Raw genomic sequence first — 12297 nt, forward strand, 5'->3', positions numbered from 1 at the left:
CACCATTCGTCTTCCTTATTGTAGAATGGTAAGGGGGGGTTGTGAGATGAAGTTACAAGCTGGGTTATGGCAGCAGCAAACATTAAAGTTAACAATGACTCAAGAGCTGACTCAGGCAATTGCCTTGTTGCAGTATAATACGCAGGAGCTTTCTGAATTTCTGGAGAATAAAGCATTGGAAAATCCTTTATTGCAAATTGAAACAGGGAACGTTCAAGCGATGGACCCCCGCTTTGACAGAGCAAAGCCTGCAAAGAAAAAAGTAGAAAAAGATAAACAACATTGGATTGAACAGATTGGAAAAATAGAACCTTATTTAGATGAACATATTAAGTCTCAGCTTGACTTTAAGCTTGTTCATTCGATTGCAAACGGGGAAAAGGTTTTTGATTATCTTATTGAGTGCTTGGATGAAAACGGTTACTTGCGAGTGGAAATGAGTGAGGTAGCAGCCCGTTTTCGGATTTCAGATGAAGAAATTGAGAAAGCTATTCACCTTTTGCATGGAGTAGAGCCGGCTGGGATCGGCGCACGGAATCTGCAGGAATGCATTCTTTTGCAATTAAAGAGGAAGCAGCAAAGAAATGATTTGGCTGAAGAAATAATAGAAAAGTATTTTAATAGTTTTGCGGATAAAAAGTGGAGAGACATCTCCAAAGAACTTGGGGTAAAGATGTCAGAGATTCAAGAAGTCTTTGATTTCATCCAAACATTAAATCCAAGGCCGGCGTCTTCCTTTCAGCATGAGAAGTCTGCCTATATTGTTCCGGATGTGATCATTGATTGGGATGGAGAATCCTTTTCTGTCAGTGTCTTTGATGAAGCTTTGCCGAAAATTAGCTTTAATAATGACTATTTTAAAAGGTTTTCATCCAATAAAGATAAACAGGTTAAACGCTTTTTACAGGATAACCAACAGGATTATTTCTGGATTATGAGGAGCATAGAGCAGAGAAAAGAAACATTAACAAAGGTTTCCTTGAAGATTGTCGAGAAGCAGCAGGAATTTTTCATTAAAGGCCCTGCCTATTTAAAGCCGATGATCATGAAGGAAATTGCGGATGAGCTTGATATTCATGAATCAACAGTGAGCCGGGCTGTAAGGGAAAAATATGCCCAAACGCCTTTTGGTACGTTAGAATTACGATCTTTTTTCTCGAGCACGATTAAAACGACTTCTGACGAAAATACATCGTCTAAACAAGTAAAAACAATTATAAGCAAGCTCATTGATGGCGAAAATAAACAAAAGCCTTTGTCTGATCAAGAATTAGTGCAGCTGTTGAAGGATCAGGAAGGCATGGTTGTATCAAGAAGAACGATAGCGAAGTACCGGGACCAGCTGGGAATCCCGTCATCCTCAAAGCGAAAACGATATGATTGATGAAAAAGGAGAAGCGCGGTGAACAGACGTACTCTAGTGCTATATACACGAAATCGCTGTCCTTTATGTGATAAAGCGAAGTCGATTATTATGGAATTGAAGGAAGAATGGGATTTCCATTATAAAGAGATGGATATTGATTTAAGTGATGATCTGACTGAAAAATATGGACTAATGATCCCTGTTGTTGAAATTGATGGAACTGAGGTTCAATACGGACAAATTGATAAATGGACGATAGAAGAAGGGCTTCAAGATAAAAAAAAAACTAAAAAGTTGAACTATTCAGTTGCCCCTGCTAAAATAAAAATAAGAGCAGGGGTGATTTTTTTTATCCCCAGTGGGACACGATATGACTACGCGGGACATATAATGTCCATAAGAAGTAAAAGGGGCAAAAAAATGAACTCAATCATCGATATTCAAAAAAGATTATTACCTGATTTACTGGCCATTATGCAAAAGAGGTATCAAATCCTCCATTATATCGGCTTAATGGAGCCAGTAGGAAGAAGGAGTTTAGCAGTTAGCCTTAACCTGACCGAAAGAGTGCTAAGAAGTGAGGTTGAATTTTTGAAAGGCCAGAGTCTGCTAGTGATTACTAGTGCCGGGATGAGTTTAACGTCGGATGGCAAAGACCTCCTCAATCAGCTTAGAGAAGTGATGAGGGATATAACAGGTATTCAGGCTTTGGAGGTTAAGCTTCAAACAACGCTCGGCATTCAAAAAATCATCATTGTGCCAGGTGACAGCGAACAATCCCCATGGGTAAAAAGTGAGCTTGGCAGAGCCGCAGCTGATTATATGAAATCAACCCTTAAACGAAAAGATTCCGTCGCGGTTACCGGTGGATCGACAATGGCGGCAGTCGCTGATCGGTTAACGCCAGATTTCACTGAGTTTGAATTGCTATTCGTGCCAGCAAGAGGCGGAATCGGTGAGGATGTAAAAAATCAAGCCAATACGATTTGTGCTGCAATGGCAGACCGAACGAATTCCAGCCATAGAGTTCTCTATGTTCCAGACCAGGTCAGCCAAGAGATGTACAGCACCATGATGAGAGAGCCGGAATTAAAAGAGGTCTTGGGATTAATTAAGTCGGCCAGCATGGTTTTACATGGAATTGGAGACGCTATGGTAATGGCAGAGCGCCGAAAAACAAGTGAAAATGACATGGATTCAATCGTTAAAGAAAAGGCTGTAGGAGAGGCATTTGGCTATTATTTTAATGAAGCCGGCCAGGTCGTTCATAAGGTACAGACGATTGGACTTCAGCTTCAGGACTTAGCCCATATACCCCATATCCTTGCTGTGGCAGGAGGGCCTTCCAAGGCAAAAGCAATTGCCTCCTATTTGAAACAAGCGCCATCATCTACCGTTCTGATCACAGATGAAGGGGCAGCAAATGAGTTAATAAAGAATTTAAATATATAAAAAACAAATTTGGGAGGAATTATCATGACAGTAAAAGTTGGCATTAATGGTTTCGGAAGAATAGGCCGTGTTGTATTTCGTGCAGCCTTAAACAATCCAAATGTTGAAATTGTGGCAGTCAATGATTTAACAGACGCGAATATGCTGGCACATCTTTTAAAATATGATTCTGTTCATGGAACATTAAACGAAGAAGTAGCCGTGGATGGAGAATACTTAATTGTAGGCGGACATAAGGTAAAGGTGATTGCAGAACGGGATCCGGCAAACCTAGGCTGGGGAGACCTTGGCGTTGAAGTGGTTGTTGAATCCACTGGACGCTTTACAAAACGCGAGGACGCGGCAAAGCATTTAGAAGCTGGTGCGAAAAAAGTGATTATTTCTGCACCTGCATCCAATGAGGACATTACGATTGTCATGGGCGTAAACCATGATAAATATGATCCTGCTAATCACCATGTCATTTCAAATGCTTCTTGTACAACAAACTGCCTTGCTCCGTTCGCGAAAGTCTTAAATGACAAATTCGGCATTAAACGCGGGATGATGACAACGATTCACTCCTATACAAATGATCAGCAAATTCTTGATCTCCCGCATAAGGACTATCGCCGTGCCCGCGCAGCAGCTGAAAGCATGATTCCAACAACGACTGGAGCTGCAAAAGCTGTTTCACTAGTGCTCCCAGAATTAAAGGGCAAACTAAATGGCGGCGCCGTACGCGTTCCGACTCCTAACGTATCCTTAGTTGATTTAGTAGCTGAGCTTGAAAAAGAAGTAACAGCTGAAGAAGTAAATGCCGCATTTAAGGCAGCTTCTGAAGGGGAACTAAAGGGGATCTTAAGCTATAGCGAACTTCCTCTCGTTTCTAGAGATTATAATGGAGATCCGAGCTCATCTACAATTGATGCTCTTTCAACGATGGTGTTAGAGGGGAACATGATTAAGGTCATTTCTTGGTACGATAACGAAACGGGATATTCCCACCGAGTGGTTGACCTCGTTGATTATATTGCACAAAAGGGAATCTAAAGAAGCGATATTTTTCGGTTATTTGGACAGGAAAAGCGCGGAATCTGGAAACCTGTCCAGAAAAGTAGGTTATTTGGACAGGAAAGACCCGGAATCTGAAAACCTGTCCAGAAAAAAGGTTATTTGGACAGGAAAGGCCCGGAACCCGATAACCTGTCCAGAAAAGAGAACTTTTTGGACTGGATTTGCTCAGAACCTGAAAATCTGTCCGAAAAAGACAAGAAACTTCCACTTGATTTTAATTCTTCAAAATGAACTAAACATATTGGAATTTAAAACGGCAAACGACTATAATGATAGAGGGAAAAGAGGAGATGGGCATAAAACCACTCTTCTTTTTTATAGGCAGTTTTTTTAATACATAATAAGTTTTACCTTTATAGACTAGCTTTGCTAATAGGAGGTTTCTTTTTTATGAACAAAAAGAGTGTAAAAGATGTGGAGTTAAAAGGAAAACGGGTTTTTTGCCGTGTCGACTTTAATGTACCGATGGCGGATGGCAAAGTAACAGACGAGACTCGAATCCGCGCAGCCATTCCAACGATTAAATACTTAATGGGCCAAGGAGCTAAAGTCATTTTAGCTAGCCATCTTGGGCGCCCGAAAGGTCAAGTTGTCGAGGAATTACGCCTGACTTCAGTTGCTGGCCGCTTAGCGGAGCTTTTAGGCAAAGAAGTGAAAAAAGCGGATGAAGCTTATGGAGATACGGTAAAAGAAATGATAAACAGCATGGAAGAAGGAGATGTGCTTCTTCTAGAAAACGTCCGTTTCTATCCTGGTGAAGAAAAAAATGATTCGGAGCTGGCAAAAGCATTTGCAGAATTAGCAGATATCTACGTCAATGACGCGTTTGGCGCTGCCCACCGCGCTCATGCTTCAACTGAAGGAATTGCCCATTATCTGCCTGCTGTTTCAGGACTATTAATGGAAAAAGAACTGAATGTTCTAGGAAAAGCTTTATCCAACCCTGAACGTCCTTTCACTGCCATTATCGGCGGCGCGAAAGTAAAGGATAAAATTGATGTGATCGAAAACCTGCTTGATAAAGTGGATAATTTAATTATTGGCGGTGGATTGGCTTTTACTTTTGTTAAAGCACAAGGACATGAAATCGGCAACTCTTTATTAGAAGAGGATAAAATTGAGTTAGCCAAATCCTTCATGCAAAAGGCAGAAGAAAAGGGCGTTAATTTTTATATGCCAATTGATGCGGTTGTAGCTGATGAATTTTCACAAAATGCAAATGCTAAAACGGTAGAAATCGATGAGATTCCAGAAGGATGGATGGCGCTTGATATCGGTCCAAAGACAGCCGATCTATACAGCGATGTCATTCATGGCTCTAAGCTAGTCATTTGGAATGGACCAATGGGTGTGTTTGAATGGTCTAAATTTGCTAACGGCACAAGAACAGTGGGGGAAACTTTAGCGGAAGCAAATGAAACATATTCTGTAATCGGCGGCGGAGATTCAGCAGCTGCGGTTGAAAAGTTCTTCCTTGCTGACCGCATGAGCCATATTTCAACTGGCGGCGGGGCGTCTCTAGAGTTTATGGAAGGCAAAGCTTTGCCAGGTGTTGTTGCTTTAAATGATAAATAAAAGGATGTGCCAGCATGCGTAAACCAATTATTGCAGGAAACTGGAAAATGCATAAAACCCTTTCAGAGGCGAAAGCGTTTTTTGAAGAAATCGATGGTTCGATTCCGGACCAGGATCAGGTTGAAACAGTAGTTTGTGCACCTGCACTATTTTTAGAAGCATTAGTAGGCTATGGTATAGGCATTGGTGCTCAAAATATGCATTTTGAGGAAAGCGGTGCTTTTACAGGAGAAATTAGTCCTGTGGCACTTGAGGATATCGGCGTCACTTATGTTATTCTCGGCCATTCAGAGCGCCGTGAAATGTTCAATGAAACAGACGAAGCTGTCAACAAAAAGACTTTGGCTGCATTCAAATACAATTTAACGCCAATCGTCTGTGTTGGTGAAACACTGGAACAGCGTGAGAACGGGGAGACAATGGCGCTTGTTGGTTCTCAGGTTGAAGAGGCGTTGAAGGGCCTGTCAGAAGAACAAGTCAAACAAACGGTCATTGCCTATGAACCTATTTGGGCAATCGGCACAGGGAAATCCTCAACTGCTGAAGATGCAAATGAAGTGTGTGCCCATATTCGCCAAGTAGTGAGTGGTCAATTTTCACAGGTAGCTGCTGAAGCGATTCGCATTCAATATGGGGGCAGTGTGAAGCCTGCAAATATTAAAGAATATATGGCTCAGCCTGATATTGACGGGGCTTTAGTAGGCGGAGCAAGTCTTGAGGCGCCATCCTTCCTGCAATTATTGGAGGCAGGGAAGTATGAGTAAATCTCCAATTGCTTTAATTATTCTTGATGGATTCGGCTTAAGGGCTGAACATAAAGGGAATGCGGTTTATCAGGCAAAGAAGCCGAACTTCGAACGGTTCTGGAATACATACCCGCATTCCACATTAACTGCATGCGGGGAAGCGGTTGGTCTGCCTGAAGGACAAATGGGCAACTCAGAAGTGGGCCACTTAAACATTGGAGCGGGCCGAATTGTTTATCAAAGCTTAACGCGAGTCAACGTAGCCATTCGCGAAGGCAAATTTGATAAAAATGATACCTTCTTAAAAGCAATGGACCACGTGAAAAAGAATGGCACTAATTTACATATTATGGGTTTGCTCTCAGATGGTGGTGTGCATAGTCATATCAGCCATCTGTATGCACTCCTGCATCTCGCCGCAGAAGAAGGCGTCAAGAACGTTTATGTTCACGGATTTTTGGATGGGCGTGATGTTGGACCGCAAACGGCAGAAGGCTACATAAAAGCTGCAGAGGAAAAAATGAAGGAATACGGCGTTGGAAAATTTGCCACAATCTCCGGCCGTTATTACTCAATGGACCGGGATAAGCGCTGGGAGCGGGTTGAAAAATCCTATCGCTCGATGGTGTATGGTGAGGGTCCTGCATATTCTAATGCGATTGATTTAGTTGAGGATAATTATAGCCATGGGATTTTTGACGAATTCGTCCTTCCATCTGTCATTACGCAGGAAAATGGGGAGCCGGTTGCAACCATTCAAGACAATGACGCGGTTATTTTCTATAATTTCCGACCAGACAGGGCAATCCAAATTTCGAACACCTTTACAAATAAGGATTTCCGTTCCTTTGAACGAGGATCTAAACATCCAGAGAATCTTTTCTTCGTTTGTTTAACTCATTTTAGCGAAACTGTTGACGGCTATGTGGCATTTGAGCCGAACAACTTAGATAACACGCTTGGAGAAATTATTTCTCAAAATGGCTTAAAGCAGCTGCGAATTGCCGAAACAGAAAAGTATCCTCATGTGACGTTTTTTATGAGCGGGGGACGTGAGGCGGAATTTCCTGGTGAAGAGCGAATCTTAATTGATTCGCCGAAGGTTGCGACCTATGACTTAAAGCCGGAAATGAGTGCTTATGAGGTAACGGACGCTTTGTTGAAGGAAATCGAAGCGGATAAGTTTGATGCGATCATCTTAAACTTTGCCAATGCTGATATGGTCGGCCATTCGGGAATGCTTGAGCCGACGATTAAAGCAGTGGAAACAGTTGATGAATGTTTAGGAAAAGTTGTGGATGCAATTATTGCAAAAGGCGGAAAAACGATTATTACAGCAGACCATGGAAATGCTGATGAGGTAGTAACACTTGATGGCCATCCGATGACCGCTCATACGACCAATCCTGTACCTGTCATTGTGACGGAAGCTGGAATTGAGCTGCGTGATGGCGGTATCCTTGGTGATCTGGCGCCAACGATGCTTGATTTGCTAGGGCTGGAGAAATCAGCTGAGATGACTGGAACTACACTTATTAAGAAATAGACATTTGTTTTACTATAGTAAAACCTAATATAAAGGAGAGAAATAATATGCCATATATCCAACATGTTTATGCTCGTGAAGTATTAGATTCCCGCGGTAACCCAACGGTAGAGGTAGAAGTCATTACAGAGTCCGGTTTCTTTGGACGTGCGATTGTTCCATCTGGTGCATCAACAGGTGAATACGAAGCAGTTGAGCTTCGTGACGGAGACAAATCCCGTTACCTTGGAAAAGGTGTTCAAAAAGCGGTAAATAACGTAAATAATATTATTGAAGAAGCGCTTATCGGCATGGATGTGACGGATCAGGTTGGTATTGACCGCACAATGATCGAATTAGACGGTACTGAAAATAAAGGCAAGCTTGGTGCGAACGCTATTTTAGGGGTATCTATGGCTGCTGCCCATGCGGCTGCTGAGTCTGTTGGACTTCCATTATACCGCTACCTTGGCGGATTTAATGCAAAGCAGCTTCCAACACCAATGATGAACATTATTAATGGCGGATCTCACGCTGATAACAACGTAGATTTCCAAGAATTCATGATCATGCCTGTTGGCGCGCCAACTTTCAAAGAGGCTATCCGTATGGGGACTGAAGTTTTCCATGAATTGAAGAAGGTTCTTTCAGGTAAAGGCTTAAACACGGCTGTTGGCGATGAAGGTGGCTTTGCACCGAACCTTGGCTCAAACCGTGAAGCTTTAGAAGTGATTATCGAGGCAATCGGCAACGCTGGATACGAAGCTGGGAAAGATATTTACCTTGCAATGGACGTAGCTTCTTCTGAATTCTATAACAAAGAAACAGGCAAATACGATTTAGCTGGCGAAGGCCGAACAGGTTTAACTTCCGGGGATATGGTGAACTTCTACGAAGAACTTGTGAATGAATTCCCGATTATTTCTATTGAAGACGGCTTAGATGAAAATGACTGGGAAGGGCATAAGCTGTTAACCGAGCGCATTGGCGGGAAGGTTCAGCTGGTTGGAGATGACCTATTCGTTACAAATACAAAGAAGCTTGCTCAAGGAATCGAGCAAGGAGTTGGCAACTCCATTCTAATTAAAGTGAACCAAATCGGTACATTAACAGAAACGTTTGAAGCGATCGAAATGGCAAAACGTGCAGGCTACACAGCCGTTGTTTCCCACCGTTCAGGCGAAACAGAAGACGCCACAATTGCTGACATCGCTGTTGCAACAAACGCCGGCCAAATCAAAACAGGCTCTATGTCCCGTACAGACCGTATCGCAAAATACAACCAGCTACTTCGCATCGAAGACGAGCTTGGTGATTTAGCGGTATATGATGGATTGAAGAGTTTTTATAATTTGAATAAGTAATATAATGGGGTGACTGCTGCGGCAGTCACCTTTTCTTTGTATTCTGCTGGAGGTTAGTATACATTCCCTTTCATTAAAGAAATAAACATCTCCTTAAACGCATCACTGGCTGGGGACATGATTTGTTTTTTATTAATTAAATAAAAATTGCGTTTTAACGAGATGCCTTTCAATCTGGTTTGTTTCAATAGCCCTAGGTCTAGTTCTTTTTGGATAGTTGTTTTGGAAATAATAGCAACCCCCAAACCGGATTCAACTGCAGATTTAATTGATTCGGTATGCTCAAGCTCCATAACAATATTTAATTGATCAATTTCTATATGATGCTTTAATAGTATTGATTCCAATACCTGCCTGGTGCCTGACCCTTCTTCTCTAGCAATGAATGGCAGTGAAAACAATAACTCAGGTTCAATTGTATCTTCTGCAAGATAAGGATGAGGGTGTCTGGCGGATGAAATGATGACAAGCTCATCCTCTAAAAATGGCAGACTATCAAATTCTTTTCGGGGAATTGCCGACTCAATGAATCCCAAATCAATTGTTCCATCCAGCAGCTTTTCAATAATCTGTTTGGAATTGTCTACTATTAAACTTATATGAACATTAGGATATTGCTTGATAAAATCACCTAGAAAATAAGGCAGTAAATATTCGCCAATGGTTAGACTTGCACCTAAACGAAGGTTGCCGTGGATGCTGTCAGATAGAAGGGAAATTTCTTTTTCCACTTGATTAACAAGCTGGTTTATTTGTTCTACAAAACTGAACAGGATGGTTCCAGCATGTGTCAGCTCCATTTTTTTCGTGGAGCGGTCAAATAATGTTGTATGTAAATATTCCTCTAAATGCTTAATATGTAAACTGACAGATGGCTGTGAAAGGTGAAGGACTTTCGCAGTCTCTGAAAAATTCTTTTTTGTTGCGGCAGTGTAAAAGACCTTAAGATGCTCTAAATTCATTTATATCCCTCCTCAACTTTCTGAATTTATCAACTATTATAAAAGAAACTAATGACAAGCGCGACATAAATTAGTAACATATAGTTACAAATATCATAATTGGAAAATTAAGGGGGCAGGCAATAGTGAATTTAAATCCAAAAGATCCGGTGCCACTTCACATTCAATTAAGAAATAAACTCGAGAAATTAATTAAGGAAGGATATTACCAAGAGAAAATTCCAAGTGAAAGGGAACTGATGGAGTCCTATAAAGTGAGCAGGAGTACGGTGAGAGAAGCTGTTTCTCATTTAGTTAGGGATGGTATTTTAGAAAAAGTCCATGGAAAAGGGACATTTATTTCCCTTAAACCGATTCAGGATTGGCTCGGCAGCCTTAGCAGTACGACCGAGATTATTAAACGAATGGGCATGAAACCTGATGCAAAGCTTGTGGAGCACGGCTTTTTGGCAACACCAAATGAGATTAAAGAAGTAACGGGTTTTCAAGAAGCTTACTATATTAAAAGAATCAGATATGCAAATGATGTTCCCATTGCCATTGAAGTTCAGTACTATCCAATTGAAATTGGCAAAAAATTAGCAGAGTTAGATATTGAAAAAGGGACTTTATTCGATTTACTCGAGGAAAATCTGCAAATTAAATTTGCCGAAGCAGAGCAGATCATCACAAGCGGTCAATTATCTAGGGAAGATGCTGAGCTATTAGAGATACCAGAGCCTTACAATGTCCTTGTAACAGAACGAATGCTAATGGACGTAGAGGATGATTTAATTGAATATTACATTGGCTATTTCCGCTCAGATATGTACTCATTTCGAATCAAACTTTCAAGAAGTATAATAACAATGGCTTAAAGATAGGCTGAAATGGAACTATTAAAAATATTAATAAATAGTATTAAGAATATTAAATATTAATTATAATTAGAATATATTGAAAATTTAGAGTTTGTATGATTTAATTCAATTAAGGTTTCAATGTTATCCAAACTGGTACGGATGACCTAACGTCCGGATTACAATGTATAGTGTAAATGCTGTCATCCATGTAAGATAACTTTTGACCATAATTAACTGAAAGGACATGAGGTTATGATTATCGGTGTACCAAAAGAAATTAAGAATAACGAAAATCGGGTTTCAATGGATCCAGCAAGTGTAGCCTCTTATGTAAAAGCAGGTCACCGGGTTTTAGTTGAGAAAGACGCTGGCTTGGGAAGTGGAATCACGAATGAAGAATACGAAAAAGCGGGCGCAACCATTGTCCCGACAGCGGGAGATGCTTGGGCTGCAGACATGGTAGTCAAAGTGAAAGAGCCTCAAGTCGGGGAGTTTCCATACCTGCGTAAGGACTTAATTTTATTTACGTATCTCCATCTGGCTGCTGAACCTGAACTATTCAAAGCATTGATCGATAACCAGGTGACGGCCGTAGCATATGAAACGATACAGCTGGAAAATCGTTCACTGCCGCTGTTAACTCCAATGAGTGAAGTAGCCGGAAGAATGTCGGTTCAGCTGGGCGCACAATTTTTAGAAAGAATTCATGGAGGGAAAGGGGTTTTATTAGGCGGAGTCCCCGGCGTAAAACCTGGAAAAGTTGTCATTATCGGAGGAGGAGTCGTCGGAACTAATGCGGCGAAAATGGCCGTTGGACTAGGAGCAGATGTGACAATCATTGATATAAGCGCTGAGCGTCTCCGTCAATTAGATGATCTCTTTGGCGGCAGAGTCAAAACTGTGATGTCCAATCCATTCAATATTGCGGATGCGGTCAAGCAGGCAGATTTGCTCATTGGTGCAGTATTAATCCCTGGCGCAAAGGCTCCGCAGCTAGTAAGTGAAGAAATGGTTAAACAAATGGAAGAAAGATCTGTCATTATTGATGTTGCTGTTGATCAAGGCGGATCAATAGAAACGATAGACCATATTACATCTCATGATTCCCCCACATATATCAAACATGGTGTATTACATTATGCCGTACCAAACATCCCTGGAGCTGTCTCAAAAACATCAACGTATGCCCTGTCAAATGTAACTGCCCCATATGGGCTGCTGCTTGCTAACAAAGGGATCCAACAAGCTGCACAGCTAAACCCGGCATTGGCAAAAGGCTTTAACACCTATAATGGCAAAGTTACACATCCAGCTATAGCCGCAACATATAACATTCCTTTTACACCATTAAGTGAAATTCTACAAAAAGAACCATCTACCATTTTATAAAAAATAGGGGGGATCATCAT

10 protein-coding genes and 1 pseudogene are annotated in these 12297 nt (G+C 41.4%); 10 read left to right on the forward strand and 1 reads right to left on the reverse strand.

Translation table 11 applies throughout. From position 1 onward, the window contains the following. Window positions 1-46: 46 nt before the first annotated feature. The 8 genes and pseudogenes from rpoN (at window position 47) to eno (ending at window position 9084) form a co-directional block, all read left to right on the forward strand. The gene (gene rpoN / locus AR328_RS04480) at window positions 47-1384 is read left to right on the forward strand and encodes an RNA polymerase factor sigma-54 (protein WP_066290692.1); all 1338 of its coding nucleotides are present in this window, start codon (window positions 47-49) and stop codon (window positions 1382-1384) included. Window positions 1385-1420: 36 nt separating this feature from the next. Further along, a pseudogene (locus tag AR328_RS23260) lies at window positions 1421-1618 on the forward strand (glutaredoxin family protein); the annotation flags it as partial. 168 nt (window positions 1619-1786) lie between these two features. Then, window positions 1787-2818 carry a sugar-binding transcriptional regulator gene (locus tag AR328_RS04485; RefSeq protein WP_066291905.1) on the forward strand — a complete coding sequence of 344 codons (1032 nt, stop codon included), beginning with the start codon at window positions 1787-1789 and terminating at the stop codon, window positions 2816-2818. A 24-nt stretch (window positions 2819-2842) separates the two neighbouring features. Next, the gene (gene gap, locus AR328_RS04490; protein ID WP_066290698.1) at window positions 2843-3850 is read left to right on the forward strand and encodes a type I glyceraldehyde-3-phosphate dehydrogenase; all 1008 of its coding nucleotides are present in this window, start codon (window positions 2843-2845) and stop codon (window positions 3848-3850) included. A 414-nt stretch (window positions 3851-4264) separates the two neighbouring features. Further along, window positions 4265-5449: a phosphoglycerate kinase gene (locus AR328_RS04500; RefSeq protein ID WP_066290707.1), complete on the forward strand. Its 1185-nt coding sequence runs from the start codon at window positions 4265-4267 to the stop codon at window positions 5447-5449. Between the two features lie 14 nt (window positions 5450-5463). Then, a complete protein-coding gene (tpiA, locus tag AR328_RS04505; RefSeq protein WP_066290710.1) occupies window positions 5464-6213 on the forward strand; it encodes a triose-phosphate isomerase in 750 nt (249 codons plus the stop codon). Then, window positions 6206-7741 carry a 2,3-bisphosphoglycerate-independent phosphoglycerate mutase gene (gpmI, locus tag AR328_RS04510; protein WP_066290713.1) on the forward strand — a complete coding sequence of 512 codons (1536 nt, stop codon included), beginning with the start codon at window positions 6206-6208 and terminating at the stop codon, window positions 7739-7741. Before tpiA ends, gpmI begins: the two co-directional genes overlap by 8 nt. Window positions 7742-7788: 47 nt before the next feature. After that, window positions 7789-9084, forward strand: coding sequence for a phosphopyruvate hydratase (eno, locus tag AR328_RS04515; RefSeq protein ID WP_066290716.1), 1296 nt, complete (start codon window positions 7789-7791; stop codon window positions 9082-9084). A 53-nt stretch (window positions 9085-9137) separates the two neighbouring features. On the opposite strand, the gene AR328_RS04520 is transcribed toward eno, so the two are convergent. Then, window positions 9138-10046, reverse strand: a complete 909-nt coding sequence (locus AR328_RS04520) for a selenium metabolism-associated LysR family transcriptional regulator (protein WP_082677125.1) — start codon at window positions 10044-10046, stop codon at window positions 9138-9140. Between the two features lie 125 nt (window positions 10047-10171). Here AR328_RS04520 and AR328_RS04525 point away from each other — a divergent pair, with 125 nt between their 5' ends. Then, window positions 10172-10903: a GntR family transcriptional regulator gene (locus AR328_RS04525; RefSeq protein ID WP_066290717.1), complete on the forward strand. Its 732-nt coding sequence runs from the start codon at window positions 10172-10174 to the stop codon at window positions 10901-10903. A gap of 237 nt (window positions 10904-11140) precedes the next feature. Further along, complete coding sequence (ald, locus tag AR328_RS04530; protein ID WP_066290719.1) at window positions 11141-12277, forward strand: alanine dehydrogenase; 1137 nt, start codon at window positions 11141-11143, stop codon at window positions 12275-12277. Window positions 12278-12297 lie beyond the last annotated feature (20 nt).

It is taken from the genome of Bacillus sp. FJAT-29937, assembly GCF_001509555.1.
Lineage (GTDB): Bacteria > Bacillota > Bacilli > Bacillales > Cytobacillaceae > Cytobacillus.

What these genes read in the sequence shown, in the direction of transcription:
- rpoN (WP_066290692.1), top strand. Translation starts at nt 47, where the DNA reads ATGAAGTTACAAGCTGGGTTATGGCAGCAGCAAACATTAAAGTTAACA.
- AR328_RS04485 (WP_066291905.1), top strand. Translation starts at nt 1,787, where the DNA reads ATGAACTCAATCATCGATATTCAAAAAAGATTATTACCTGATTTACTG.
- gap (WP_066290698.1), top strand. Translation starts at nt 2,843, where the DNA reads ATGACAGTAAAAGTTGGCATTAATGGTTTCGGAAGAATAGGCCGTGTT.
- AR328_RS04500 (WP_066290707.1), top strand. Translation starts at nt 4,265, where the DNA reads ATGAACAAAAAGAGTGTAAAAGATGTGGAGTTAAAAGGAAAACGGGTT.
- tpiA (WP_066290710.1), top strand. Translation starts at nt 5,464, where the DNA reads ATGCGTAAACCAATTATTGCAGGAAACTGGAAAATGCATAAAACCCTT.
- gpmI (WP_066290713.1), top strand. Translation starts at nt 6,206, where the DNA reads ATGAGTAAATCTCCAATTGCTTTAATTATTCTTGATGGATTCGGCTTA.
- eno (WP_066290716.1), top strand. Translation starts at nt 7,789, where the DNA reads ATGCCATATATCCAACATGTTTATGCTCGTGAAGTATTAGATTCCCGC.
- AR328_RS04520 (WP_082677125.1), bottom strand. Translation starts at nt 10,046, where the DNA reads ATGAATTTAGAGCATCTTAAGGTCTTTTACACTGCCGCAACAAAAAAG.
- ald (WP_066290719.1), top strand. Translation starts at nt 11,141, where the DNA reads ATGATTATCGGTGTACCAAAAGAAATTAAGAATAACGAAAATCGGGTT.